The sequence below is a fragment of the Aeromonas sp. genome, from assembly GCF_050252055.1.
GTDB classification, from domain to species: Bacteria; Pseudomonadota; Gammaproteobacteria; order Enterobacterales; family Aeromonadaceae; genus Aeromonas; species Aeromonas caviae.
Genome location: NZ_JBFWLQ010000001.1, coordinates 530106 through 555303 on the forward strand (window position 1 = coordinate 530106; position 25198 = coordinate 555303).

Annotated in this window: 21 protein-coding genes; 12 read left to right on the top strand and 9 right to left on the bottom strand. The window is 64.5% G+C overall.

All coding sequences use genetic code 11. The annotated features are described in order from the left end of the window. The first annotated feature begins 382 nt into the window (after positions 1-382). Entirely contained in the window at positions 383-763 is a 381-nt protein-coding gene (locus AB7E19_RS02365; RefSeq protein ID WP_427934567.1) for a hypothetical protein, read from the top strand. 160 nt (positions 764-923) lie between these two features. Here AB7E19_RS02365 and AB7E19_RS02370 read toward each other — a convergent pair whose 3' ends face one another. Beyond that, a complete protein-coding gene (locus AB7E19_RS02370) occupies positions 924-2948 on the bottom strand; it encodes a BCCT family transporter (protein ID WP_427934568.1) in 2025 nt (674 codons plus the stop codon). A 298-nt stretch (positions 2949-3246) separates the two neighbouring features. On the opposite strand from AB7E19_RS02370, the gene AB7E19_RS02375 reads away from it, so the two are divergent. From AB7E19_RS02375 to AB7E19_RS02410, 8 genes are all read left to right on the top strand, one after another. Next, positions 3247-3510, top strand: a complete 264-nt coding sequence (locus AB7E19_RS02375; protein WP_010673595.1) for a BufA1 family periplasmic bufferin-type metallophore — start codon at positions 3247-3249, stop codon at positions 3508-3510. A 59-nt stretch (positions 3511-3569) separates the two neighbouring features. After that, positions 3570-4412, top strand: a complete 843-nt coding sequence (locus tag AB7E19_RS02380; protein ID WP_427934569.1) for a DUF692 domain-containing protein — start codon at positions 3570-3572, stop codon at positions 4410-4412. A 53-nt stretch (positions 4413-4465) separates the two neighbouring features. Then, positions 4466-5218 carry a DNA-binding domain-containing protein gene (locus tag AB7E19_RS02385; protein ID WP_202042204.1) on the top strand — a complete coding sequence of 251 codons (753 nt, stop codon included), beginning with the start codon at positions 4466-4468 and terminating at the stop codon, positions 5216-5218. Beyond that, on the top strand, positions 5215-5670 hold the full coding sequence (locus AB7E19_RS02390; RefSeq protein WP_270668152.1) for a DoxX family protein: 456 nt from the start codon (positions 5215-5217) through the stop codon (positions 5668-5670). The genes AB7E19_RS02385 and AB7E19_RS02390 overlap by 4 nt, the downstream gene beginning before the upstream one ends. Before the next feature lie 60 nt (positions 5671-5730). After that, positions 5731-6195 (top strand): GNAT family N-acetyltransferase, encoded by a 465-nt coding sequence (locus AB7E19_RS02395; RefSeq protein ID WP_336583167.1) that lies wholly within the window; start codon positions 5731-5733, stop codon positions 6193-6195. Between the two features lie 202 nt (positions 6196-6397). After that, the gene (locus AB7E19_RS02400; protein ID WP_427934570.1) at positions 6398-7693 is read left to right on the top strand and encodes a methyl-accepting chemotaxis protein; all 1296 of its coding nucleotides are present in this window, start codon (positions 6398-6400) and stop codon (positions 7691-7693) included. Positions 7694-7837: 144 nt separating this feature from the next. Continuing rightward, on the top strand, positions 7838-8395 hold the full coding sequence (locus tag AB7E19_RS02405) for a DUF3332 domain-containing protein (RefSeq protein ID WP_427934571.1): 558 nt from the start codon (positions 7838-7840) through the stop codon (positions 8393-8395). Between the two features lie 84 nt (positions 8396-8479). Next, on the top strand, positions 8480-9853 hold the full coding sequence (locus AB7E19_RS02410; RefSeq protein WP_427934572.1) for an HD-GYP domain-containing protein: 1374 nt from the start codon (positions 8480-8482) through the stop codon (positions 9851-9853). A gap of 69 nt (positions 9854-9922) precedes the next feature. Here the strand turns inward: AB7E19_RS02410 and AB7E19_RS02415 are convergent, their stop codons facing one another. The 3 genes from AB7E19_RS02415 to mobA all read right to left on the bottom strand — a co-directional run bounded on the left by AB7E19_RS02415 (position 9923) and on the right by mobA (position 12444). Then, positions 9923-11002 carry an FUSC family protein gene (locus tag AB7E19_RS02415; protein WP_427934574.1) on the bottom strand — a complete coding sequence of 360 codons (1080 nt, stop codon included), beginning with the start codon at positions 11000-11002 and terminating at the stop codon, positions 9923-9925. An 81-nt stretch (positions 11003-11083) separates the two neighbouring features. Continuing rightward, the gene (gene mobB / locus AB7E19_RS02420; RefSeq protein WP_427934575.1) at positions 11084-11833 is read right to left on the bottom strand and encodes a molybdopterin-guanine dinucleotide biosynthesis protein B; all 750 of its coding nucleotides are present in this window, start codon (positions 11831-11833) and stop codon (positions 11084-11086) included. Then, positions 11830-12444 carry a molybdenum cofactor guanylyltransferase MobA gene (mobA, locus tag AB7E19_RS02425; protein ID WP_427934576.1) on the bottom strand — a complete coding sequence of 205 codons (615 nt, stop codon included), beginning with the start codon at positions 12442-12444 and terminating at the stop codon, positions 11830-11832. The genes mobB and mobA overlap by 4 nt, the downstream gene beginning before the upstream one ends. A 221-nt stretch (positions 12445-12665) precedes the next feature. Between mobA and AB7E19_RS02430 the strand changes: the two genes are divergently transcribed. Next, entirely contained in the window at positions 12666-14375 is a 1710-nt protein-coding gene (locus tag AB7E19_RS02430) for an NAD-dependent malic enzyme (RefSeq protein ID WP_041213273.1), read from the top strand. A 117-nt stretch (positions 14376-14492) separates the two neighbouring features. On the opposite strand, the gene AB7E19_RS02435 is transcribed toward AB7E19_RS02430, so the two are convergent. Next, a complete protein-coding gene (locus AB7E19_RS02435; protein WP_427934577.1) occupies positions 14493-15662 on the bottom strand; it encodes a Hint domain-containing homing endonuclease in 1170 nt (389 codons plus the stop codon). A 317-nt stretch (positions 15663-15979) separates the two neighbouring features. On the opposite strand from AB7E19_RS02435, the gene AB7E19_RS02440 reads away from it, so the two are divergent. Then, positions 15980-17218 carry a uracil-xanthine permease family protein gene (locus AB7E19_RS02440; protein ID WP_041213272.1) on the top strand — a complete coding sequence of 413 codons (1239 nt, stop codon included), beginning with the start codon at positions 15980-15982 and terminating at the stop codon, positions 17216-17218. 145 nt (positions 17219-17363) lie between these two features. Then, positions 17364-18104 (top strand): dienelactone hydrolase family protein, encoded by a 741-nt coding sequence (locus tag AB7E19_RS02445; protein ID WP_201901366.1) that lies wholly within the window; start codon positions 17364-17366, stop codon positions 18102-18104. A gap of 63 nt (positions 18105-18167) precedes the next feature. Here AB7E19_RS02445 and pgl read toward each other — a convergent pair whose 3' ends face one another. The 4 genes from pgl to pykF all read right to left on the bottom strand — a co-directional run bounded on the left by pgl (position 18168) and on the right by pykF (position 24833). Beyond that, positions 18168-19166 carry a 6-phosphogluconolactonase gene (gene pgl / locus AB7E19_RS02450; RefSeq protein WP_049636806.1) on the bottom strand — a complete coding sequence of 333 codons (999 nt, stop codon included), beginning with the start codon at positions 19164-19166 and terminating at the stop codon, positions 18168-18170. A 57-nt stretch (positions 19167-19223) separates the two neighbouring features. Continuing rightward, the gene (locus AB7E19_RS02455) at positions 19224-19832 is read right to left on the bottom strand and encodes a LysE family translocator (RefSeq protein ID WP_010673613.1); all 609 of its coding nucleotides are present in this window, start codon (positions 19830-19832) and stop codon (positions 19224-19226) included. A gap of 121 nt (positions 19833-19953) precedes the next feature. Beyond that, on the bottom strand, positions 19954-23271 hold the full coding sequence (gene mscK / locus AB7E19_RS02460; protein WP_427934578.1) for a mechanosensitive channel MscK: 3318 nt from the start codon (positions 23269-23271) through the stop codon (positions 19954-19956). A gap of 149 nt (positions 23272-23420) precedes the next feature. Further along, positions 23421-24833 carry a pyruvate kinase PykF gene (gene pykF, locus AB7E19_RS02465; protein WP_010673615.1) on the bottom strand — a complete coding sequence of 471 codons (1413 nt, stop codon included), beginning with the start codon at positions 24831-24833 and terminating at the stop codon, positions 23421-23423. Positions 24834-25198 lie beyond the last annotated feature (365 nt).

The following is a 25198-nucleotide window of genomic DNA, read 5'->3' on the forward strand; positions in this document are numbered from 1 at the left end:
TACCTTTCTCCTTAATAGATATTTAATTAAATCCACGCTACCTCCCTTTGGATTACAGCTTCCAATGCGCTCCATGGACCAGCGGGCGGGGCCCGGATGGTGCTGTAGGCGCCGAATGACCAGCATATCCTCAAGCCTCATACGCAAACCAGTCAAAAGTTGACGCAACCGCAGGGAATGACTGGATTTTTTGCGCCAGCTCAACAATTGAAGCGAAGGCGCCGGGTGGCCGGAGCGGGGGCAAGGATGGGGTTGTCGGCAAGGAAGGGGCTTTTTGTTGTCACGGGGCGGGGGGACTATAGTGCAGCGAGGCGAGAGTGCCTCGTTTGGCCCGCGTGAGTGGGGGCCAACCACAATGGATAGAACGATGGGAGTGTGACATATGAAGCGGATCCTGATGGTGTTGAGTCTGTGTGTGACGGTCATGGGCATGGGAATGGGGGTAGCCCAGAGCGCGACCTCTGGCGCGCAGCAAGAGTGCGAGGCCCAGGCGGTGGTGAAGAAGCTGGCGGGCGCCGCCAAGACCAGCTTTGTGGGCAAGTGTGTCAAGGATGCCTCCGCCAGTGCCAAGGCGAGTCAGTGTGAGAAAGCGGCCGCCGACAAGAAGCTGGCCGGTGCGGCCAAGAACAGTTTCGTTCAAAAGTGCCTGAAGACGGACGGGGCCGCCGACAAGGCGACCCAGTGCGAGAAGGCGGCGGCGGATAAAAAGCTCGCCGGGGCGGCCAAGAACAGCTTTATCCAGAAGTGCGTGAAAACCGCCTGAGCCGGTTGAGGCTCTGAAATCAACGCTGGTTGAGGCAGTGACGAGAAAGGGGCCCTGGGGCCCCTTTCTCTGTTGTGATGGGTGGTGGGGGCAGCCCTCGCCGCCAGTGTGCTCGGCCATAAGCCCCGGGCGGGGAGCTGACTTGACCCCTGCCTGGTCATCACTCTCCCTGGGTTGGCTGGGTATGTTCGGGGGCGCTGCTCAGCAGATCCTGCCCCTCGTCCTGGCTCAGCACCAGATAGCGCTCGTACTGGCGCAAGACGTCGGCACTCAGCTCGTCCCGGGTCAGGTACTGGATGTCGTAACCGGCGCGGCCATCGGCAAAATAGGTGATGGGCTCGAAGATGCGGGCCTCGGGATCGTGGTTGTGGGCCGCCTCCAGGGGGTTGAAGGCGGGAGCGGGGCGGGCCTCGATGCGCACCCCGTAGCAGAAGTCCCGGCGACCTTGCTGGGGCACCAGCAGATGGCACTGATCCGGCCCATCCTCTTCGACCCGGCTGGTGATGCCCCGGGCAGCGAACTCCTGACTCAGGGCCGTCAGGGCGGGCAGGGCGACCTTGTCCACAAAGGCGCGGGCCTCCTGCTCGGTGGAGGGGCGCAACAGGTGATCCATCCGGGTGCGCCACTGCTTGCCGTTCCAGAAGTCAGTGGCGGGGGAGAGGCGCCTGGCCGAGTGCTCCTTGTCTGCGACAAGGCCGCGGCAGAGTCCGAGGCAGAGCAGCACCATGATGAAGGCAAACGGCAGGGCGGCGATGAGGGTCATGGACTGGAGCGCCGCCAGCCCCCCTGTGCTCATCAGGGTACCCGCGGTGACCCCGAGCAGCAGAGCCCAGAACAGGCGCTGCCAGATCGGTGAGCCCTCCTTGCCCTGGGTAGCGATGTTGTCGATGACGAAGGCGCCCGAGTCGGCGGAGGTGACGAAGAAGACGCTGATGAGGATCACCGCGAGGGCCGAGGTGATGTCCGCTCCCGGCAAGAGGTCAAAGAAGTTGAACAGCAGGGTGTCGATGTTGCCGACCGAGTCGATGAGGCTTGTGCCCCCCTCATGCTGGCTGGCCCAGATGGCGGCGTTGCCGAACACCGTCATCCAGAGCAGGTTGAAGGCGGTGGGCACGAACAGGACGCCGAGGATGAATTCGCGCAGGGTGCGTCCGCGGGAGATGCGGGCGATGAAGAGGCCGACGAAGGGGGACCAGGAGATCCACCAGGCCCAGTAGAGCAGGGTCCAGTTGCCGAACCAGCCCGCCTGGCGGGTCTCGCTGTAGGTGAAGGTGCGGAAGGTGAGCTGGCTTAAAGAGGAGACATAGTTGCCAATGTTCTCCGAGAGGGCTCCCAGCAGGTACTGGGTGGGGCCGGCTACCAGCACGAACAGCAGGAGCACGATGGCGAGAAAGAGGTTGAGCTCGGAGAGGCGCTTCACCCCCTTGTCGAGACCGGTGACCGCCGAGATGCCGGCGAGGGCGATGACGACCCCGATGAGGCCGAAGCGAAACAGCTCCCCCGAGGTGTCCATGCCGGTGAGGCGGGTGATCCCCGCCGAGAGTTGCATCACGCCATAGCCCAAGGTGGTGGCGATGCCGAAGATGGTGCCCACCAGGGCGAAGACGTCCACCGCGTGGCCGAGCGGCCCGTGGATCTTCTCCTTGAAGATGGGATAGAGGCCGGAGCGGATGGTCAGGGGCAGGTTGTAGCGAAAGCCGAAGTAGGCCAGCACCAGGCCGACGATGGCGTAGACGGCCCAGGCGTGAAAGCCCCAGTGGAAGAAGGTGGTGACCATGGCCTCGCGGGCGGCCAACTGGGTCAGGGGCGTCGCCTGGGGCGGGGAGACGAAGTGGCTCATGGGCTCGCCCACCCCGAAATACATGAGCCCTATCCCCATGCCGGCGGCGAACAGCATGGCGAGCCAGGAGGTGAAGCTGAACTCCGGGCGGGCATCGTCCGGCCCGAGGCGAATGTTGCCAAAGTGGCTGAAGGCGATCACCAGCAGCAGGATCAGGAACATGCCGACCACCAGCACATAGAACCAGCTGAAGTGCTGGGCTATCCAGCTCTGGCCGCTGCCGAAGAAGCGGGCGGCGGCCTCCGGGGCCAGGGAGCAGATGGCCAGCAGCGCCAGGATGAAGAGCAGACCCGGGATGAAGATGGGCAGCGACAGGGTGCATCTGGGGGGACGGGGAGCGTTCATGGGACACCTTTGGGTGGAAGGACTCAAGACACTATAGGCCCCTCGGGTGCAAAGCAGACAAGGGGTGGACGGCGAGTGACGGGGTCAACGGCCATGAACACCATGGGAGAGGAACTCATCGTCCTGTTTTTTTCATCGTATTTTATGCCTTTAAATCAGATGGTTACTGATTTCTTGTTTGTTAATAGCGAGTTAGTGCCGTTTTTTGGGAAATCTTTTCCCCCCTCGTCCGGTTCTATTGAACGTAGCCGGATGAGATGCGCCGGAGACATCACTCTCGACAACAAGGAATAGAGACATGAACGTGAAAAAAAGTACTGCCATCGCCTCTGCCATGACGGGTCTGCTGGCCCTGGGTGCCCAGTTCATCGCCGCGCCGGCCATGGCTGCGGATGACAAGGAGAAGTGCTACGGCGTGGTCAAGGCGGGCAAGAACGATTGCGCCACCAAGGGCGGATCCTGCGCCGGCACCGCCAAGATGGATGCCCAGGGGGATGCCTTCGTGGTAGTGCCCAAGGGGCTGTGCGAGAAGCTCGCTGGCGGGTCCCTGCAACCCAAGTAAGCCGCATGCCATGGTGTGGCGCCCGCCACATCATGGCCCTATCTATTGAGAGCCCAGCCATGAACCCCTTGATCGGTATCGGTTTACGCCCCCCGCACTACGACGAGATCCGCCACACCCTGCCCGGAGTGGGTTGGCTTGAGGTACACAGCGAAAACTACTTCGAGCGCCACAGCCAGGGCTTCGAGGTGCTGGCGGAGCTTGCGAGGCACTACCCCGTGAGCCTTCACGGAGTCGGCATGTCGCTGGGCTCCGCCGATCCGCTCGATGCCGGGCACCTGCGCCAGCTGGCAGCCCTGGTGGCGGCCATCTCGCCGGTGCGGGTGTCGGAGCACCTGAGCTGGGGCAGCATCGGCGGGCGCTATTTCAACGATCTGTTGCCCATGCCCTACACCCGGGCCGCTCTTTTGCACATGAGCGACAAGATAGATCGGGTGCAGCAGACACTGGGCAGACAACTGCTCATCGAGAATCCCTCCTCCTACCTGCAACTGGCGGGGGAGATGGGGGAGGCCGAGTTTCTGGCCGAGCTGGCTGGGCGCAGCGGTTGCGGCGTCCTGCTCGATCTCAACAACCTCCATGTGAGCGCGGTCAATCACGGCCTGGAAGTGGACGACTATCTGGCGACTATCGACCTCGACACGGTCGGCGAAATTCACCTGGCCGGTTTTACCGAGAAGCACCTGCCCCAGGGGCCCCTCTATATCGACACCCACAGCACCCCCGTGGCCGAGTCCGTCTGGGCGCTCTACGAGCAGGTCTGCCAGCAGCGCGCCATCCCCACCCTGATTGAATGGGATCTGGCGATCCCCCCGCTGCCGGTGCTGCTGGGAGAGGCGCAGCGTGCCAGCGAGATCCTGAGCACGGCGCAGCAAACATCCAGGGAGGCCGCCCATGTCTGAGCGTGTTTCCCCGCAAGGTACTTTTGCGAGCGGTCTGCTCGGGGAGGCAGCCCATGTGTGAGCTTGCTTCCCTGCAACGCGCTTTTGCGAGCGGTCTGCTCGGCCAGGATGATGCCATCCTCGGGCACATCCAGCCGGGACGCTTTGCCCCCGACGCCCTGTTGCAGATCTATCGCAACAACTTCATCCTCGGCCTCACCGAGGTGCTCGCCAGCAGCTACCCCGCGGTACGCGCCATGGTTGGCGAGACCTTCTTTGAGGCGGCGGCACGAGGGTTCGTGCTGGCGGCACCTCTGGAGGAGGGGAGCGTCATGGACTACGGGGAGGGCTTTGGCGACTGGTTGGTACGCTTGCCCACCACGGCCGCGTTGCCCTGGCTCGGGGATCTGGCCCGCTTCGAGTGGGGGCTGGAGCGGGTCTCGCTGCTTGCGCCAGAGACGCGGCGCTGGCCCGCCGAGCGGCTTGCCGCCATGACCCCTGACCACTGGGAGCGGCTGGTGCTGCATCCTGCCTGCGATCTGCAACTCCTGGAGAGCCCCCATCCGGTGCTGGCGCTCTGGCAGATGGCCCTGCACGGCGGTGAGACGGTCAGGGAACTGGATGCTGTCTGCTCCCTAGCACTCAAGAAACGCCCCGGACACCGGGTCGACCCCATTCCCCTGGATGCCGCCGCCTGGCGTCTGCTGCAAGGCTGCCTGCAGGGCAGGCCGCTGGCCAGCCTGCTGGCTCAGGATCCCGCCATGGCCGAACACCTAGCCCCCCTCATCACCCTCGACCTGCTGGTCGATCTGGAGCTTGCCCCATGACAATGCAAACCCTTGCCAGGCCCCTTGGCCCCCTTGTTGAACGCATCTTGCCCTGGTGCAGCGGTGGCCTGTTGCTGCTTGCCAGGCTCTGGGTCGCCACCATTTTTCTGCGATCCGGCTGGCTCAAGTTAACGGCCTGGGACAGCACCCTCTATCTGTTCGAGTTCGAATATCAGGTGCCCCTGCTGCCCTGGCAGTGGGCGGCCTATGCGGGCACGGCGACCGAGCTGTTGCTGCCCCTCTTCCTGCTGGCGGGCCTCTTCACCCGTCCGGTCGCCTTGCTGCTCTTTGGCTTCAACGCCATGGCGGTCATCTCCTACCCGGCCCTCTGGGCGGGGGGCTTTCACGATCACCAGTTGTGGGGCTGGATGCTGCTGACCCTGGCCGTGTGGGGGGCGGGCCCCCTGGGGCTCGACAGCTGGCGCCTTGCCCGTCGCTCGCCTCCGGCGTAAGGTGGCCGCACACGAGCCCTGCCTGACTGACGGGTGGGAAAGGAATGCAAAGGAGAAGAGATGAAGGTACGCGAGGCCCTGGCGGCCGATATTCCTGCCCTGACGACACTGCGCATGGCGCTCTTTTGCGAGGTGGGGGAACTTGCCCGGCCCGATGAGGATCCGGTCCTCAGGGAGGCGACGCAGGCCTACTTCATTCAGGCGCAGGAAGAGGGCAGCGCCCGTAGCTGGGTGGTGGAAGAGGAGGGCGAGGTGGTGGCGTGCGCCACCCTGGCACTCTTCGTGCGCCCGCCCTACCCGGGCAATCTGGCGGGGCGGGAAGGGTACCTGCTCAACATCTACACCCAGCCGGCCTGGCGCAGACGGGGAATGGCGAATGCCCTGCTGGTGGCCATGGTGGCGTATGCCCGCGAGCAGCAACTGGGCAAGCTGTGGCTCCATGCCAGCAGTGATGGGCGCGCGATCTACGAACGGTTCGGCTTTGCCGGCAATCCCGCCTGCCTCGAGTGCGTACCTGGCCGTTAGCCTCCTCTTTTTCTGCACCGAGTTGATCCTCTTTCACAAGGGCTGCGTACTGGGAGCCCTTGGCGGCATCGCCGCTTTTCTATACACTGCGCGCCCCATTCGTTTCAGTCGTCCGACCACTTATGTCGGCGCTGGCGGTGCCGATACCCTCTGTGGGTGAGGCCGTGGTGCCCATGGGGATGGTCAACGAGGAAGAAGTGTCATGTTCAATCAGAAGCTCAAAGCGCAGTTGCAGGCATGCCAGACCCGGCTCGACGAGGAGCAGGGCATCATAGAGGCGATCAAGGCGGGTGCCGCCACCGTCATCTTCAGCCCGGAGGGGATCATCCAGGAGGCGAGCCCCCCTTTCCTGGCCCTGATGGGATATGGTGCCGCCGAACTGATTGGGCAGCCCCACAGCCAGCTCTGTCCAAGGGCCTGGGGGGAGTCCGGTGACTATCGCCAGTTCTGGCGCCGCCTGGCCCAGGGGGAGGTGCAGTCAGGCACCTTCGAGCGCGTGAACCGGCAGGGGGAGACGCGCTGGCTGGAGGCGACCTATTTCCCGGTGAAGCACCAGGGCCGGGTGACCCGGGTACTCAAGATTGCCAGCGACGTCACCGAACAGCACCAGCGGCTTGGGCGGCTCGAGGCGCTGACCGAGGCACTGGACCGCTCCCGGGCCATGATCGAGTTCACCCCGAACGGCGACATCCTCCATGCCAATACCAACTTCCTGAGCGTCATGGGTTACACCCTGAGTGAGATCGCGGGCAGGCACCACAGGATCTTCTGTGACGAGGCCTTTCTGCGCGAGCAGCCCCGTTTCTGGGAAGAACTGGCCCGGGGTCAGTTCAAATCCGGCCTCTTCATGCGCCACAACAGCCGGGGGCAGGCCGTCTGGCTGGAGGCGACCTACAACCCCATCCGGGATGGTAGCGGCAAGGTGGTGCGGGTGGTGAAGTTCGCCAGCGACATCACCGCGCGCATCGAGCAGAACCACGCGACCCGGGAGGCCGCCCGCCTGGCCCACAGCACCGCCCAGGAGACCCTGCACAGCGCAGAGGAGGGGGCGGGCTTGCTGCGCGCCGTGGTGCAGACCTCTTCCCTCATCGCTTCCCAGGTGGATGAGGCCATCGCCCTCATCGGCCAGCTCAACGAGCAGTCCAGAAGCATCGAGGCCATCGTCTCGACCATCAGCGCCATCGCCGATCAGACCAATCTGCTGGCCCTGAACGCCGCCATCGAGGCGGCGCGGGCGGGGGAGCAGGGGCGCGGGTTTGCGGTGGTGGCGGACGAGGTGCGCCAGCTGGCCGCCCGCACGTCGCTCTCTACCGACGAGATCGCCAGGGTGGTGCAGAAGAACCGCGAGCTGACCGCCAGGGTGACCGACGACATGGCCGGGGTGGCGGGCAGCGCCGAACTCGGCAAGCAGCAGATCGCCGGCGTGGACAAGCTGATGAGCGAGATCCACCAGGAGGCGGACAGGGTCTCCCAGACGGTGTCCGCCCTCTCCATCTGAGGGGCTGACCGCAAGATTGCCAACAGAGTGAGCGATCGGACGGCCAGGCTGAACCCTGGCTGTATGAGGCCCCCCTTCGTCATTGTGCCGCCCGGCCCCCTTGTTTAGGCTGCCGCCTCCTTTTTATTGAGCAGGTAGACAACAATGGCAGTACGACAGAGAGGCAGGGCACTGGCCCTGCTGCTGGGAGTGGGGGCGAGCCTGGGGCTCGGTGGTTGCATGGGTCAGATGGGCCTCTCTTCCATGGTGACCAAGGGCAACCTCAGCGTGGTGGACAACCGCTACGGTCGTGCCGGCGTCTTCGTGCTCCTTTCCCCCGTCTATGGCCTGGCGGCCACGGCGGATCTCTTCGTGTTCAACACCATCGAATTCTGGTCCGGCAAGAACCCCATCACCGGCAAGGCGCCCGCCCTGGTGGATCAGAAGAGCGATGCGATCATCAAGGTGAACCAGCACCTGGATCCTGCCCTCAACCAGGTGCCGCTGGCCCTGCTGCCCCAAGGGGTGCGCGAGGTAGAGGTGAGCTACCCGGACGAGCGCACCGCCCAGATGGAGATCCACTACATCGACGGTCAGCGCAGCCTGATGCGGGGGGAGATGCGCGGGGAGCGACTGGATCTCTATCTGGACGACAGACTGGTCTCGACCCTGAGCCGCGAGCAGCGCGATGCGGCGGCAAGTCGGGGAGCGGGGCAGGTATAATTTGTCGCGCCCCTGATCCTTTACTCCCGACAAATGCTATACATGCCTGCGGGCAAGTACGCCCCGATGTAGAGGGAGTGGGCTATGACGGTAAATGGATTGCGTTTGGCAGAGCTGATTGGTTCTCTCAGCCATGCCCTGGACATGACGGAAGGGCAGCCGAGAGGCCACTGCATCCGCTGCTGCTGGATAGGCTCTCGTCTGGGGGAGCAACTGGGACTGGATGCCCGGCAGCGCCACGACCTCTACTACACCCTGTTGCTCAAGGATCTGGGGTGCAGCAGCAATGCCGCCCGCATCTGCGAGCTCTATCTCACCGACGATCTTCACTTCAAGCGCGACTTCAAGCTGGTGGATGGCTCCCTCTCCGAGGTGGTCAACTTCGTGCTGGGCCACACCGGCTTGCAGGCGGATCTGCTGGGCCGTTTTCGCAGCCTGTTCCACATCTTTCGCAACGGGGATCAGATAGCCAACGAGCTGATCCTGACCCGCTGCCACCGGGGGGCGGACATCGCCCGCCAGTTGCGTTTCAGCGACGAGGTGGCCCAGGGGATCCTCTCCCTGGATGAGCACTGGAGCGGCAAAGGGCGGCCGCAACAACTGGCGGGAGAGGCCATCCCGCTCTTCTCCCGCATCGCCCTGCTCTGTCAGGTGGTGGACGTGTTTCACGCCGCCGCCGGGCCGGACGCGGCGATGAGGGAGCTGCGCGAGCGCAGCGGCAACTGGTTTGATCCCGCCCTGGTCAAGGCCTTCGAGGCGCTGGCCGACGACGCCTTCTGGCAAGGACTGGCGGATCCCGCATTGGCGGAGCGGGTCTTCGCCCACCCGGCGGGGCAGGGGGAAGTGGCGCTGGATGAGGATTATCTGGACGAGATAGCGGCGGCCTTCGGCCAGGTGGTGGACTCCAAGAGCCCCTATACCGCGGGGCACAGCGGCAGGGTGGCGCTCTATACCGACATCCTCGCCGCCCAGATGGGGCTGTCCGAGGCGCGGCGACGCTGGCTCAAGCGGGGTGCCCTGCTCCACGACGTGGGCAAGCTCGGGGTGAGCAACGCCATCCTCGACAAGCCGGGCAAGCTTGACGAGCAGGAGTGGGCGGCGGTGCAGATGCATGCCGCCTACACCGAGGAGATCCTGAGCCGCATCGGCGCCTTCGAGGAGCTGGCCCAGGTGGCTGGCGCCCACCATGAGCGGCTCGACGGCAAGGGCTACCCCAAGGGGCTCAAGGGGGAGGCGATCACCCTGGAGACGCGCATCATCACCACCGCCGACATCTTCGATGCCATCACCGCCAAGCGCCCCTATCGGGATGCCATCCCGGTGCCGCGGGCCCTGGAGATGATGGCGGAAAACCTGGGCACGGCCATCGACCCCGACTGCTTTGCCGCCCTGAAGGCGGGGATAGAGGACTTCTCCCTCTACCTCGCTCCGGAGCAGCCCCTGGCTCGTGCAAGTTAAGGCGCGAGCCCGAGACAAGCAAGCCCCGCATCGGCGGGGCTTTTTTGTGGGTGGTTGCAGGAGGCGTGATCAGGGGCGGGCCGAGGGCTTGGCATAGGGTTGCAGCACCAGCCCCAGCAGGCGATGGAGGTGGGCGAGCTGCTCGATGAGATGGAGATTGAGCCAGAGGTAGCCGCCAAGGGTGGGGTCGTGTCCCTGGCCTGGCGCCTGGCTTGCGTCTCCATCGAGCCGGGCGGCGGCCTCTTGCAGGCGGCCGATGGCCTGGTCGGCCGCCGTGGTATCACCGCTCTTGAGCATGAGGGCGAGTTCGGTGAGCACTGACTCTGTCGCCTGCTGGCAGGCGCGAAGCCCCGGGTGGCTCTGCATCAGGAAGTGGCTCTGGCGATCCCGCCAATAGGTGTTGGCCAGCATCTCCAGTGTGCAGACGCTGTTGCGAAGGGTGGTCTGGGTCGCCTCGAACAGCGGGCTGCCAAGGCGGGTCTCCTTGACCGCCGGGGCCAGCAGGGGGCGCAGGCTGACTATTTTGGCGAGCAGGCGGGCATGGCTTCGGGTGAGCTTGGGGCGCTCCAGCACGTTGGGGGAGAGGTGGGTGTGGTAGAGCCGCCCGGCCTGCTGCAGGGTGTCGTGCATCTGCAGACGCCAGTGGGTATAGGCCCGCTGGGGGTAGATGCTGCAAAACAGCAGGGCCAGCACCGATCCCAGGATGACGTCGCCGCTGCGCCAGAGCGCGGTCTCGATGTCCCCGGGCACCCCGCCGACGATGACCCCCAGGGTGATGCCGATGAGCAGCCCCACATAGGGGCGCTTGCCGAGCGCCAGGTAGCCGCACAGGAACATGATGGTGCAGCACCAGGCCAGCATCAGGGGCAGGGAGTAGAGCTCCAGATAGAGGGCCACCACCCCGCAGGCGGCGCCAAAGACGGTGCCCACCACCCGTTGCAGGGCGCGCGACAGCACGTTGCCCCAGAACGAGATGGGGCCCATCACCACCACCAGGGTGATGAGGGGCCAGGTGCTCTCCGGCAGCTTGAGCTCCCGGGTCAGCAGGAAGGTGAGGGTGAAGGCCAGGGCGATGCGCAGGCCGTGGACCAGGCGGTAGCGGCCATAGATGAGCAGATCGAAGCGGGAGAGCGGGGCATTGAGGCGCAAGGGCGTTCTCTTATCTCGGGTCAGGGTGGTGAGGATAGCAAGGGGGACGGCATTCGCCTTGACCTGCGTCGTTTCTCCGGTTCATGCGGGCGCACCTGTCGGCAGGCGCACCATGACCCGCTCGCCGGGGGGAAGGGCCGCGCTACCCGGCGTCCGTTCGATGCGGCAGTTGGCACTGTCGTGGCCCCCATCCACCGGGCGCACCAGCAGGGTGCCCGCCTCGTCCTGACTGAGCAAGCCGGGCACAAAGCCCTGCTCTGCCGATGGGGGCAAGGCCGCCAGCAGCCGGGCGTAGAGGCGAAGGGGCGGCGGGGCCTGACGGGGGGCGTGCGGGGGCAACCAGGCGCAGATGAAGTCGGCGATGGCCTCCAGATCCTCGAAGGGGAACCGGGGCAGGGTCGTGGCCTGGGGAGCGTCGCTCACGAGGGCGACGATGTCAGGATCATCGGGGAAGAGCAGGGGCCGGCCGATGGCGGCGCGATACAGCTCCACCTTGGGAAAGCGCCTGTGCTTGAACCCCTCGACCAGCAGCAGATCGAGCCTGTCCCAGTCGAAGCGGGCCAGCAGTGCCTCGAAGGGGGGCTCCCCCTCCGGGGTCTCCCGGATCAGGGCGTGGCGCCGGTCGGAGGCCGCCATCACCTGGGTGGCGCCCGCCTGGCGCAGGCGGTGGCTGTCCTTGCCGGGCTGGTCCATGTCAAAGGCGTGATGGGTGTGCTTGAGCACCCCGAGGCGCAGACCGCGCGCCACCAGGCGCGGGATGAGGCGCTCCAGCAGGGTGGTCTTGCCGGTGCCGCTCCAGGCGACGAAGCCGAGCAGGGGCAGGGGGCTCATGGCGCGCCCCCTTCCCGCAGCCTCGCCTCCCAGGCGGCGAGTTCGGCCGGGCTGTTGAGGTTGACGAAGGCGTCGGGCAGATCGGCAAAGGGCACCACCGCCATCCGGTGGCGGGCAAACCAGGCCCCGGTCTTGCGCTCCCCGTCCGCCAGCGCCTGTTGCAGAGAGGGGCGCAGGGCGCGGCGCAGCAGGGCGACCACGGGCTGGAGGTGCTCTCCGTCGTGGGCCACCACCAGATCGGTGTCCGGGGTGATGGCGGCGCGAAAGCGGGTCATCAGATCAAGGGGCAGGGCGGGGCAGTCACATGGGACGAACAGCACCCAGTCGTGACGGGCCGCCGTCAGCCCCGCCAGCATGCCGGCCAGCGGCCCCTGGAAGTCGGCCTGCGCGTCCCCGATGACGGGAGCAAGCTGCCGGTAGCGAGCCTGGCTGCGGTTGGCGTTGATCAGCACCTCGTCCACCTGGGGGCGCAGGCGGGTCAGCACGTGCTCGATCAGGGGAGTGCCCGCGAGGGGCACCCAGCCCTTGTCATCGCCCCCCATGCGGGTGGCGCGACCGCCCGCGAGGATGACGCCGCTGACGAGAAAAGCGGGGGAAGAGGAAGGGGTCATGGTGCTCCGTTACTCGCAAAGGGATGCCCACAGGGGCGTGTCGGGATCTTGCGCCAAGGCGGGCGTGGGAGCAACCTTCGGCTGTCCCGGCAAAGGCGCCTTTGGCCGCAGGGTTTGTCCAAGCTCACAAAACCGGATCGGCAAACGTCATATGATCCCCAGCATTCTGAGTCTTGCTCTCCTGCCTGATGGCAACTTCATGTAAATCAAAGAGAATGACTATGGCTACCGGACAATATCTGCTGTGGAAAGATGCACAGGGTCACGATTTTCGCCCCGTTGCACTGACGGGCACCAATCTGCTCAACGATCGCAACCTCAACAAGGGTACCGCCTTCACCGAACAGGAACGGGCCGATTTTGAGCTGGGCGGCCTCTTGCCGCCCCAGGTGCAGACCTTCGAAGCCCAGCTGGAGCGGGTCTATGAGGCCTTCCTGAGCGCCTGTAGCGACATCGAGAAGTACCAGAACCTGCGAGCCCTGCAGGATCGCAACGAAACCCTGTTCTACGCCCTCCTGTCCCGCCACGTGGAGGAGATGACTCCCTACATCTACACCCCGACCGTGGGCAAGGCGTGCCAGGAGTTCAGCCACCGCTTCCAGAAGCCGCGCGGCCTCTACATCACCCCGAAGAACGTCGATGACATGGGCTCCCTCGCCCGCCACATGGATGCCAAGGCGGTGCGCATCATCGTCGTGACCGACAGCCAGGGGATCCTCGGCATCGGCGATCAGGGGGTGGGGGGCATGGGCATTCCCATCGGCAAGCTCGCCCTCTATACCCTGGGGGCGGGCATCCACCCCGCCTGCTGCCTGCCCATCGCGCTGGACGTGGGCACCGACAACCAGGCGCTGCTGGATGACCCCATGTACCTGGGCCAGCCCCACAGGCGCATTCGCGGCAAGGAGTACGACGACTTCATCGACAAGTTCGTGACCGGGGTCAAGCGCCACTTCCCCAACGCCGTGTTGCAGTGGGAGGACTTCAGCAAGTCCAACGCCTTCAACAACCTGGCCCGCTACCAGCAGGCGCTGCCGTCGTTCAATGACGACATCCAGGGCACCGGGGCCGTGGTGCTGGCGGGTATCATTGGGGCCGTCAAATCCAAGGGGGAAACCCTGGGCCAGCAGCACTACCTGGTCTACGGGGCCGGGGCTGGCGGGGTCGGGGTGGCGGATCAGATCTGCGCGGGGATGATCCGCGAGGGGCTTGACCCGCAGGCGGCGCGGGATCGCATCTATATCCTGGATACCCAGGGGCTGGTGTGTGACAACCGCGAGGGGCTGGATGAGTACAAGCGCCGCTACGCCAAGCCGGGCCTCTTGCTGGCCCAGTGGGATCTGCAGGGCAAGGCGGGGCTGACCGAGGTGCTGCGCCACGTGCCCATCACAGTGCTGCTCGGCACCAGCGGCGCCGGTGGCGCCTTCCAGGAGGAGCACATCCAGCTGATGCTGACCCACTGCGAGCGCCCCATGGTGTTCCCCCTCTCCAACCCCACCGCCAACTGCGAGGCCCTGCCGGAAGACATCTTCCGCTGGAGCCAGGGACGCGCCATCGTCGCCACCGGTAGCCCGTTCAAGGACGTGCACCATGAGGGGCAGGATTATCGCATCGGTCAGGGCAACAACGTCTTCATCTTCCCCGGCGTGGGGCTGGCGGCCATCGTCAGCCAGATCCGCGAGATAAGCCCGGACATCTTCACTACCGCCGCCTTTGCGCTCGCGGAGTGCGTGAGCGAGGCGGATCTCGCCCGGGGCACCGTCTACCCGAGGATCAGCGAGCTGCGCAACATCTCGGTGCACGTGGCGACCGCGGTGCTCAAGGACATCGTGCGCCGGGATCCCTCCCATCCGCTCATCGGTCAGGATCTGCAAGAGCACATCCTGAGCCATATGTGGGAGCCGGTCTACCTGCCCTATCGCCGGGTCTGAGGTGCGACCTGCCCGCACGTGTCGCGGGCATGACGATGCCATAGAAACAGAGAGAGTGGCCCAGGCCACCCTCTCTGTTTTCTGCCCTGCTGTGTGTGCGGGGCAGGACGCTGCCACCTATTGAGCGGGCGGGGGCACCAGGCGGTCATCGACGCTGCCATCGCCCCGAAGCTTGTTGCCACTGGCATCGACGGCGTCCACGCCGTTGTCGTCGACGCTGCCATCGCCCCGAAGCTTGTTGCCATTGGCGTCGACGGTGTCCACGCCGTTGTCGTCCACGCTGCCATCGCCCCGAAGCTTGTTGCCATTGGCATCGACGGCGTCCACGCCGTTGTCATCCACGCTGCCATCGCCTCGAAGCTTGTTGCCATTGGCATCGACGGCGTCCACGCCGTTGTCGTCCACCCGGCCACCGGCATGACGCTCCCCGCCTGCATGCTTGTCGCCACCGCCGTGGCGATCGCCGCCAGCGTGCTGGTCGCCACCGGCATGTTCGCCCTGACCACGGTCATCGCCGCCGTGGCCGCTGTCGTCCCCGCCATTGTTTCCATTATGGCTACTATCGCCTCCATTTCCGCTATTGTTTCCACTGTGGCTACTATTGCCCCCACCGCTGCTGTTGCCGCCTCCGCCGCTGCTGTTGCTGCCTCCGCCGCCGCTGTTGCCGCCGCCATCCCCCCCTTTGTTGTGCACGATCAGCCCATTGGCCACATAGCTGTGGCTGCCATCGAGGATCAGGTTGAACAGCGCCGTGGCGGGCGGGGCATCAACCCAGGAGAGGGAGGCCACCGGCAGTTCGACAGGGTGCGGCGCCAGCGCCAGGTTGCCCGCGCAGCCCCCCTCTGACCAACCCAGTAGGTGCATGCCGGTAAAGAGCGGCAGCACGGCGAGGGCCGGGTTTTCGGTGCGGGTCATGGCCGGTGCGATGGCCGCCCAGCCCCGGGTGGTGAGGAAGGGGTGCTCGGCGGTAAAGAAGGGGGGCAGATGATTGAGCCCGTAGAGCCTGCGCGCCCCCAGCGCCACCCGCTCGATGGCCTGGATGCGGTTGCTCTGCCCGTGCCTGTCCCGCACCCGATCGCCGACCCGCAGGGTCTCGATGGGGCGTTCGCTGCCATCGGCCATCAGGATGCGGGTACCGGCGATGAAGCAGGACTTGGCATGGGCCTGGTTTGCCTGCCACTGGTGGTGGTCGAAGTCATAGCTCAGCGGGGTGGCGAACAGGGCCAGGGCGATGGCCGAACCCAGCAGCAGTCGGCGCTGGCTGGGTTTGAACGAGGGCAGTGACATGGGGAACTCCTTGTCGGTGTGGGGTCACGCCTTCGAGTATAGAGAGGGGATTGGGGGGGCATCTGCGTCGACCAGTTGAAAGCCTTGTCATGTCAACTCGCCGGAAAAACGATTGGCGTTGGCCATAAAAGTGCGTAAAATCGCTTCCTCGATGCTTGTAGCAGCGAATCCCGCCTAAAAAGCCAGTTTCATGCCCTCCCCAAGCAGTAAAAGGCAACAAATGACGCCGTTTGGCCCGTTGGCTGCCTTGAAAACGTCTTGTGATGACTGAAAAGTGTCAAATATCCCTGTCAGTTATCAAAAAATTAAGGATACCCATGTTTTCCTTGGTCAAGCAAAGCGTCGCCGGGCTGCAAATTCTGTTTGTCGCCTTCGGTGCCATGGTGCTGGTGCCCCTGCTCACCGGTCTGAACCCCTCCATGGCCCTGCTTGGCGCCGGTGTAGGCACCCTGCTGTTCCAGCTCTGCACCCGTCGTCAGGTGCCGATCTTCCTCGGCTCCAGCTTCGCCTTCATCGCCCCCATCATCTATGCCACCCAGACCTGGGGCCTGCCCTCCACCATGTTCGGTCTGTTTGCCGCAGGCTTCATGTATTTCATCCTGGCGGCCATCATCCGCGCTCGTGGCATGGGCTTCGTGCACAAGCTGCTGCCCCCCGTGGTCATCGGTCCCGTCATCATGGTGATCGGCCTGTCGGTGGCTCAGGTAGCCTGCAACATGGCCATGGGCCGTGCCGGCGGTGAGCAGGTGGTGCCTGCCACCACGGCGCTGACCCTGGCGGGCATCTCCCTGGCGGTCACCCTGATTGCCGCCGTGTTCTGCAAGGGTTGGATCAAGCTCATCCCCATCCTGTGCGGTGTCATCGCCGGTTATGTCTCTGCCGTGCTGATGGGCCAGGTGAGTTTCGATGGGATGGTCAACGCCCCCTGGCTGGCGCTGCCCCACTTCGAGACCCCGGAGATCAACTGGGCCGCGGCCCTCTTCATGCTGCCGGTGGCCATCGCCCCCTGCATCGAGCACATCGGCGGCGTGCTGGCCATCGGCGGCGTGACCGGCAAGGACTACACCAAGGATCCGGGCCTGCACCGCACCCTGGCCGGTGACGGCATCGGCGTCTGCTTCGCCGGTTTCATCGGTGGTCCCCCCGTCACCACCTATGCGGAAGTGACCGGCGCCGTGATGATCACCCGCAACTTCAACCCGGTCACCATGACCTGGGCGGCGGTGTTCGCCATCATTCTGGCCTTCTTCGGCAAGTTCAACGCCCTGCTCACCTCCATCCCCATGCCGGTGATGGGCGGCATCATGCTGCTGCTGTTCGGATCCATCGCCGCCATCGGTCTCAAGACCCTGGTGGAGTCCAAGGTGGATTTGGGGCTGTCCCGCAACATCGCCATCGTGGCGGTGACCCTGACCGTGGGTGTCGGCGCCCTGGAGATGAAGATTGGCGACTTCGCCCTGGCGGGTGTGGGGCTGGCTTCGGTGGCGGCGATCCTGCTCAACCTCATCCTGCCCCAGCACTCCGAAACGGGTGCCATGGAGAGCGCCAAGGATTAAGCGCCTGGCTTGCTGTACGTTGAGATGATGAAAAAGAGGCCACCTTCGGGTGGCCTCTCTCTTTTGGCCTGCGTACCACTGAACCCGGGCTCCCCATGTGAAGCGGCTACACTCAGGGGCACCATTGACGGGAGAGGACGAAAGGATGAAGAGGGCATGGATCCTGGCCCTGCTGGGGCTGATGGGGAGCGGCGCGGCCGAGGCCGGTGCGGTGCGCTACGAGGTCGAAGGCAAGCCGTTCGAGGGCTATTACCTGGCGGCTGCCGACAAGGATGCCCCTCTGGTGGTGCTGGTGCACGACTGGGACGGGCTCAACGGTTACGAGATCAAGCGGGCCGAGATGCTGGTGGCCCTGGGCTACAGTGTCTTTGCCGTAGATTTGTTCGGTGCCGGGGTCAGGCCGAGCACGGTGGAAGACAAGAAGCGCCTCACCGGAGCCCTCTATCAGGACAGGACCAGGATGCGCACCCTGCTGCAAGGGGGATTGGCGGAGGCGGGCAGGCAGGGGGGGCGGCTCGACAATGCGGTGGCCCTCGGTTACTGCTTCGGCGGCGCCGCCGTGCTGGAGCTGGCCCGCAGCGGGGCGGATCTCAAAGGGGTGGTGAGCGTACACGGCGGGCTGGAGACCCCGGCCGGGCAGGACTACAAAGAGGTGAAGGGAGAGTTGCTTGTCCAGCACGGCAGCGCCGACGAGGCGGTCTCTCTGGGTCAGTTTGCGGCGCTGGTGGCCGAGCTGGAGAGCGCCGGGGTGAAGCACGAGGCGACCAGCTACAGCGGCGCCCCCCACGCGTTCAGCGTTTTTGGCTCGGACAACTACCGCGCCGATGCCGATGCCAAGTCCTGGCAGCGTTTCACCGGTTTCCTGAAGGAGGTGACCGGCTCCTGAGGGGGCCGGCTCACGCAGGCCATGGCAGTGCCATGGCTTTTTTTATGCCCGTTTTTCGCCATCTCAGGGGAGGGCGAGCACCCTCACCCACATGGCCCCCTTGCCCACCTCGCTCCGTGGGCCCGGGGTGAGCTGGCCGCTTTCGGGGTCGATGGCATGCAGTGCCACCTCATGGGATTGCTGCCCGGTCGCGATGAGCCAGTGGCCGCTGTGGTCGATGGCAAAGCCCCGGGGACAGGCCTCGGTCGGGAAGTGGCCGAGGGGGGTGAGGGCGCCATCTTGGGGGGAGACGCCGAACAGGGTGAGCAGGCTGCTGGCCCGTTCGCTGGTGTAGAGAAAACGTCCATCCGGGGTCAGGTGCAGGTCGGCGCCCCAGCGCTCCCCCTCATAGCCTGGGGGCAGCATGTCCAGGCTCTCGCGCGCCACTATCTGTCCGTCCGCCTCCCTGTGGTAGCGATTGAGGGTGGCGTCGAGTTCGTTGAGGCAATAGAGATCGCCGTTGTCCGGGTGCAGTGCCAGATGGCGGGGCCCGGCGCCGGGGGCGGTGTGAATGTCCCCCAACGGATGGGGAACCAGCCTCTCGTCCACCAGGGCAAAGCGGCGCACCCTGTCCTCTTTCAGGCAGGCCACCAGCAGCTCCTGCTCCCCGTTTTGCCCTGGGAGCCAGGTGACCGAGTGGGCCGCCATCAGGTGGTCGAGACGCTGGTGAGGGGGCTGCATCCGGCCCGCCTGATCCTGGCGGGAGACGGTGACGTGGTTGAAGGCGTAGGAGGCGGCAAAGAAGAGGCGGCCGCTGCCGTCCATGCAGGTATGGGAGGCGCTGCCCTCGAGGGGCGCCGAGGTCGGGGCCCCGAGCCGCCCATCGGCGGCGATGGGAAAGCTCAGCACCCGAAAATCGGGACGCACCCCCGCATGGAGCCAGCGCCGGTCCGGGCTGATGACCAGGGGCTGCACCTCGCCGCCGGTCTGCACTTCCTGCAGCGGGGCGAGGGTGCCTGCTTCGAGGCGAAACACATGGATCAACCCGCTCACCGGGTTGGCCACATAGACCACTTGTTGCATTGCATCTCCTTTGCGACGGCCATCCGTCGGGTCAAGGGAAAGGGGAGTCCCGGCGTCTCAGGCGGGGATCAGGATCTCGCGAATGACGGGCACCACTGACAGTACCAGCAGGGCCGCCATCACCTGGTTGAAGCGGCGACGGGCAAGATCGTTTGCCAGCCAGCGCTTGAGCAGGGAACCGCACAGGAGCCAGAGTCCGACGCAGGGGAAAGAGACGATGAAGAAGGTCAGGGCGATGACGAGGTGCTGCTCAAAGGGGTCGCTCCCCGCGCTGGTGAAGGCGGCGATGGCGCCGGTGGCAACCACCCAGGCCTTGGCATTGACCCACTGGAACAGGGCACCCTTGAAAAAGCCGAACGGGCGGGTCCCGTTGCTGTCAGCCATCCCGTCCGTCGGGCGGGCGATGAGCCAGGCAAGGTAGAGCAGATAGAGGGTGCCCGCGCATTTGATGAACATGTGGAGTTCGGGGAAGCGGGTAAAGAGCTGGCCAAAGCCCAGCCCCACCAGCAACAGCATCAGGGTGAAGCCGACGCAGATCCCCATGAGCAGGGGCAGGCTCTTGCGTATCCCGACGCTGGCGCCGGCGCTCATCACCATGATGTTGTTGGGGCCGGGGGTGACTGATGCCGAGATGGCAAAGAGCACCACGGCGTAGAGCGAGTCCATAGGGTTCCTCGTGCAGACAGTCCGTTGTCTTCCCTATATTGGGGGCGATCTGCGCTTTCCAAGGCGGGGGGCGGGCAGAAAAAAAACAGGCCCCGTGACGGGGCCTGTGAAGTGGGCGGGATCAGACGGGCTGGTTCCCTGCCGGCGGCAGCGCCGGGCGGGATTCCACCTTCTGTTCGTCTCCCTGCATGTTCTTGATGTAGACGTCCATCTGGTTGAACGCGATCTCGATGCCATGCTCGCGGAACAGCACGTCGATGCGGCGGTTCAGCTCGTCGATGGCCGGGTTGCGATCCCCCAGCTCGCTCACGAAGAAGCGCAGCTCGTGATCCAGGGTGCTGGGCCCGAAGGTGAGGAAGTAGACGATGGGGGCCGGGTCTTTCAGCACCCGGCTGTTCTCCATGGCGGCCTGCATCAACAGCTTGCGGGTCAGATCCAGATCCGAGCCATAGGCCACCCCGACCCGGGCGATGACCCGGGTGACGGTGTCGGACAGGGACCAGTTGATGAGGCGCTCTATCATCAGCTGCTGGTTCGGGATGATCACCTCCTTGCGGTCGAAGTCGGTGAGGGTGGTGGAGCGGATCCTGATCTTGTTGACCGTGCCCGAGATGGTGCCGATGGTGACGGTGTCGCCGATCCGCACCGGGCGCTCGAACAGGATGATGATGCCGGAGATGAAGTTGGAGACGATCTGCTGCATGCCGAAACCGATACCGACCGAGAGACCGGCGGCCAGCCACTGCAGCTTCTCCCACTGGACCCCGAGCATGGCCAGCGCCGTCAGGCTGCCCACCCCGATCAGGGCGTAGTTGAGCATGGTGGTGAAGGCGTAGGCCGTGCCCTGGGCGAGGCGCAGCTTGGAGAGCACCAGCACCTCCAGCAGGCCCGGCAGGTTGCGGGCCAGCGACAGAGCCGCACCAAACACGAAGAGGCCGGTCAGCACGTCGCTCAGGCTGATGGGATAGAGCACGGCGTTGGCCCCGGTCCCCTCGCTCTTGTGCCACAGCACCACGCTGTCGAGGTAGGTGAAGACCGCCACCAGATCAGACCAGAGCCAGTAGAAGGCGACGCCGAACACCAGTAGCAGCATGATGCGGGTCAGACGCAGGGACTGCTGGCTGACCTCTTCCAGATCCATGGGCTGCTCTTCGATGGCTTCGCCCCCTTCCGCATCCTCCTGGGTCTTGTGTTCCCGCTTGGCGACCGCGCGGCGATAGGCCAGACGACGGGCCGCCAGCTCAAGACCGCGCAGGGCGGTGCGATAGACCAGACCCCAGATGATGATGAGGTAGAAGGACTCGATGAGCCTGCCGGTGAGTTTCAGGGCCGTGTAGTAGTAGCCAAGGGCTGCCAGCACCATCAGGGCCACCGGCGCCAGCGCCAGGGCGACGGCGGTCAGGGTCTGCAACATGCTCGCCTCGCCCTTGATGCGGGCGCGGGAGATGGGCAGCACCAGGTAGGCGGTCAGCCCCAGCAGCAGCATGGTCATGCCCTGGCCGATGACGTCGTTGCCAAGGGAGGAGGGCTCCACCACCGCCTTGGTCGACAGCATGATGAGGGGCAGCAGGGGCAGCCAGAGGTAGCGCATGCTGTTGCGCTTGGCCTGCAGTTCGTCCCGCGGCATGCGGAAGTGGGTCTCGCCGATGCCCCCTGGTCGCATCACAGACAGGTAGACGCTGAACACCAGGTAGCCGAGGGCCAGGTTCAGGGTGATCTGGAAGATGAGTCTCGGGCTCAGCAGACCGCAATAGGCGAGCAGCAGGCCGGCGGCCAGGATGAAGAGGGTGCCCGGCAGGCGTTGCAGCACGGTGAACAGCAGGGCACGGGGGGTGTGCCACTGGCTGTCCTGACGAAAACGTCCCAGATCCTTGACGATCTTCTTCTGGCGCTCGAGCAGGGTGCCGCGCTTCCACAGCAGCAGGCCGCCCACCAGCAGCAGCGGCAGGGAGAGCAGGGAGACCGCCAGCAGCATGTCGCCCCAGCCGTTCCAGTCCGGTTTCAGCACCCAGTCGGAGGCCTGCTTGAAGGCCTGGGCCGGCCAGGTGATGAACCACTTGGCATCGATGGGCTTGTTGCTGCTCACCCAGAAGATGTGCTGCTGCAGGGTGAACTCGATGGAGGCATAGACCCGGGTCAGCTGCTGCTGGGTCAGTTGCAGGCTGATGGCGTTGGTGAGCTGGGCATCCATCTGGCGGTTGAGCTGATCCAGCAGGCCGATGCGGGTGTCGATGAGCTTGGCAAGGCTGGCCCTGTCTTCGTCGCTCACCGTCTCGCCGCTGCTGGCGATGAGGTTGTCCAGATACTGGTTCTTCTGGAACAGCTGGTCACGCTGCTGGCTCAGTTCGAACTGGGCCAGGTGCAGGTCGGCGATCTGCTCCTCCAGGTTCTTCACCAGGGTGGAGGGGGCCGCTTCCAGTTGCTGGTAGAGCTGATAGAGGATGCGCGAGAGCAGCAGGTTGCCCTTGAGCATCTGCACCTGTTCGTTGAGGTTGCGCTCGGTCTGGGTGCCGCGCTCCAGCATGCTTTTCGCCTGCAGGTTCTTCTGGGCCAGGGTGTTGAGGCTGTTGGTGGAGCTGATGAGCTGCTGGCTGAGCTGGTAGTTGAGCTCCTGCTCTTTTTGCACCAGGGGGTTGTCTTCGGCGGCCACCAGTTCGCCGGTCTCTTCGGCGGTCTTTTCGGTATCCCCCAGGCGCTTGGCGCTGCTCTGTTCCTGCAATGCCTGCAGTTTCTGCTCTTCACTGGCGAGACGGGCACTCTGGTAGTCCCGTTGCTTGACCACCAGGTCCTGCATGCTGGTGCGGTTGTCCAGCTCCTTTTGCAGGTTGGCCAGTTGCAGATCCAGCAGGGCCAGTTCGGCATTAAGCTTCATTTTCTCGGCGCTGCTCACCCCGTCCCCGGCGTTGAGGCGGGTGCGGATCTCCTGGCTGCGCTGATAGGCGCGGCTCATGCTGGCCTGGGCCCGCTCCGGCAGGGTCTGCAGGTTGGTGATCTGGCTGCCGATGGTGCCAAGGGCCTCCTGGGCCGCCTGCATGTTGGCCATGATCTCGGGTTGGCGGGCATCGAGCTCCGCCAGGCTCATGGTGGCGTATTCGCTCTTGAGCTGCTCCGGGCTCTTGCCCTGGGTCAGGGCGTCGAGCTTGGCGCCGATCTCCTTGAGCTCTGCCGGCAGGGTGCGCAGGCGTTCGCTCTGGGTTTTGGCCTTGCTCTTCTCCTTGTCGATGCTGTCGAGGAGGGAGAGGGTGTCAGTCAGGAACTTCTGGTCCGCCTGCTGGCTGGCCGTAGGGGTGTCCGACTTGCCGAGGGCGTCGAGCGCCCGCTGCACGGTGGCGCGCTGGGGCAGATCCTGCGCCAGGGTGCTCGGGGTCCAGAAGGTGATGAGTAAACAGAGCAGCGGCAGCAGGGTGGCCGAGGCTCTTTTGAAGCGTGTTGAGAGCATAAAGCGTCCGGGTGATTATGCGATGTTCGGGGGATTTTCCACCAGGGTAAAATCCGCGTGGATTCTAGCACCGGCGCAAGAGGGGCAGCAGGGGGAGAGATAAAAAAAAACGGCGCCCGCAGGCGCCGCTTTCATCGGTTCAGGACTGATTACAGTACGTGAACGGAGGCGGTGTTGGTGGTACCGCTCGGTACCAGGGCACCGGAGACCATGACAACCACGTCACCCTTCACGCCCATGCCGATTTCCAGCGCGGCTTCTTTGCCGATGCGATAGAAGTCGTCGGTGGAGGCGATGGAGTCAACCACGTGAGCAACCACACCCTTGGTCAGCACCAGCTGGGCAGCGGTCTTCTTGTTGGTGGTGATGGCCAGGATCCAGGCTTTCGGGAAGTATTTGCGAATGGCCTTGGCAGACTTGCCGCCTTCGGTGGCAACCACGATCAGCGGGGCGTCCAGCTTCTCGGAGGTCTCTACCGCGCCTTTGCAGACTGCTTCGGTGATGCGCAGCTTGTTGCTGTCGTTGGCAGCGGACAGGTTGGACGGCATCACGGCATCGGTACGCTCGCAGATGGTGGCCATGATGGTCACGGCTTCCAGCGGGTACTTGCCCTTGGCGGACTCACCGGACAGCATGACTGCGTCGGTACCGTCCAGGATGGCGTTGGCCACGTCGCCAGCTTCGGCGCGGGTCGGACGCGGGTTCTTGATCATGGAGTCCAGCATCTGGGTGGCGGTGATGACCACTTTGCGGGCCTTGTTGCACTTCTCGATGATCATCTTCTGGGCGAAGATTACTTCTTCTACCGGGATCTCGACACCCATGTCGCCACGGGCAACCATGATGCCGTCGGAGACAGCCAGGATCTCGTCGAAGTTGTCCAGGCCTTCCTGGTTTTCGATCTTGGAGATGATCTGGATGTTCTCGCCGCCGTGGGCTTTCAGGTGCTCACGGATTTCCAGCACGTCTTCTTTCTTGCGAATGAAGGAGGCAGCAACGAAATCAACGCCTTGCTCGCAACCGAAGATGAGGTCGCGCTTGTCTTTCTCGGCCAGGGCCGGCAGCTTGATGGAGACGCCCGGCAGGTTGATGCCCTTGTTCTCGCCCAGGTCACCGTTGTTGAGCACTTTACAGATCACTTCGCGCTCGGTGATTTCGATGACGTCCAGGCCAATCAGGCCGTCGTCAACCAGGATGCGGTTGCCGACGCGCAGGTCGCTGGCAAAGCCGGCATAGGTGACGGCGACTTTGTCTTTGTTGCCCACCACGGTCTGGTCGGTGGTGAAGGTGAAGGTCTGGCCGGCGACCAGGGAGACGTCGTTGCCGCCTTCGAGCTTGATGGTGCGGATTTCCGGACCCTTGGTGTCCAGCAGGATGGCTGCGTGCTTGCCGGTTTCGGCCATGACAGCGCGCAGGTTGCTGATGCGACCACCGTGTTCGGCGTAGTCGCCGTGGGAGAAGTTCAGGCGCATGACGTTCATGCCGGCATCCAGCATCTTGCCCAGCATTTCTTTGGATTCGGTCTTGGGACCGATGGTGCAGACGATTTTGGTCTTTTTCATGTCAGTCTTCATGGTTAAGGAATTTCCGCCGTGCAATATACACCAGTTTTTGGATACTTTTTATGATCCAGAAACAACGTTTTGAGCGAAAACGGCCTCAATTTGAAAGATAACGTTTTCGCTCACAGCTCATTTTAGGGGCTAAAATAATTGATTTTCCGCAACTGAGGCCATTTGGTTCCCATTTCTGGCCTCGCATCCTGCCCGATCCCATGTTGTTAAATGACAAACAACAGGGCCCCATTGCGGGGGCGATCCGGCCCGATGCCGTTGGCCGTCATCCAGTGTAGTCACTCCCTCCCGTGGCGTCAGGGCGAAGCAGCGCAAGGCAGGAGCCGGTTGGCCTACAGCGGAAAAAAACGCCG

What these genes read in the sequence shown, in the direction of transcription:
- AB7E19_RS02365 (WP_427934567.1), top strand. Translation starts at nt 383, where the DNA reads ATGAAGCGGATCCTGATGGTGTTGAGTCTGTGTGTGACGGTCATGGGC.
- AB7E19_RS02370 (WP_427934568.1), bottom strand. Translation starts at nt 2,948, where the DNA reads ATGAACGCTCCCCGTCCCCCCAGATGCACCCTGTCGCTGCCCATCTTC.
- AB7E19_RS02375 (WP_010673595.1), top strand. Translation starts at nt 3,247, where the DNA reads ATGAACGTGAAAAAAAGTACTGCCATCGCCTCTGCCATGACGGGTCTG.
- AB7E19_RS02380 (WP_427934569.1), top strand. Translation starts at nt 3,570, where the DNA reads ATGAACCCCTTGATCGGTATCGGTTTACGCCCCCCGCACTACGACGAG.
- AB7E19_RS02385 (WP_202042204.1), top strand. Translation starts at nt 4,466, where the DNA reads ATGTGTGAGCTTGCTTCCCTGCAACGCGCTTTTGCGAGCGGTCTGCTC.
- AB7E19_RS02390 (WP_270668152.1), top strand. Translation starts at nt 5,215, where the DNA reads ATGACAATGCAAACCCTTGCCAGGCCCCTTGGCCCCCTTGTTGAACGC.
- AB7E19_RS02395 (WP_336583167.1), top strand. Translation starts at nt 5,731, where the DNA reads ATGAAGGTACGCGAGGCCCTGGCGGCCGATATTCCTGCCCTGACGACA.
- AB7E19_RS02400 (WP_427934570.1), top strand. Translation starts at nt 6,398, where the DNA reads ATGTTCAATCAGAAGCTCAAAGCGCAGTTGCAGGCATGCCAGACCCGG.
- AB7E19_RS02405 (WP_427934571.1), top strand. Translation starts at nt 7,838, where the DNA reads ATGGCAGTACGACAGAGAGGCAGGGCACTGGCCCTGCTGCTGGGAGTG.
- AB7E19_RS02410 (WP_427934572.1), top strand. Translation starts at nt 8,480, where the DNA reads ATGACGGTAAATGGATTGCGTTTGGCAGAGCTGATTGGTTCTCTCAGC.
- mobB (WP_427934575.1), bottom strand. Translation starts at nt 11,833, where the DNA reads ATGAGCCCCCTGCCCCTGCTCGGCTTCGTCGCCTGGAGCGGCACCGGC.
- mobA (WP_427934576.1), bottom strand. Translation starts at nt 12,444, where the DNA reads ATGACCCCTTCCTCTTCCCCCGCTTTTCTCGTCAGCGGCGTCATCCTC.
- AB7E19_RS02430 (WP_041213273.1), top strand. Translation starts at nt 12,666, where the DNA reads ATGGCTACCGGACAATATCTGCTGTGGAAAGATGCACAGGGTCACGAT.
- AB7E19_RS02435 (WP_427934577.1), bottom strand. Translation starts at nt 15,662, where the DNA reads ATGTCACTGCCCTCGTTCAAACCCAGCCAGCGCCGACTGCTGCTGGGT.
- AB7E19_RS02440 (WP_041213272.1), top strand. Translation starts at nt 15,980, where the DNA reads ATGTTTTCCTTGGTCAAGCAAAGCGTCGCCGGGCTGCAAATTCTGTTT.
- AB7E19_RS02445 (WP_201901366.1), top strand. Translation starts at nt 17,364, where the DNA reads ATGAAGAGGGCATGGATCCTGGCCCTGCTGGGGCTGATGGGGAGCGGC.
- pgl (WP_049636806.1), bottom strand. Translation starts at nt 19,166, where the DNA reads ATGCAACAAGTGGTCTATGTGGCCAACCCGGTGAGCGGGTTGATCCAT.
- AB7E19_RS02455 (WP_010673613.1), bottom strand. Translation starts at nt 19,832, where the DNA reads ATGGACTCGCTCTACGCCGTGGTGCTCTTTGCCATCTCGGCATCAGTC.
- mscK (WP_427934578.1), bottom strand. Translation starts at nt 23,271, where the DNA reads ATGCTCTCAACACGCTTCAAAAGAGCCTCGGCCACCCTGCTGCCGCTG.
- pykF (WP_010673615.1), bottom strand. Translation starts at nt 24,833, where the DNA reads ATGAAAAAGACCAAAATCGTCTGCACCATCGGTCCCAAGACCGAATCC.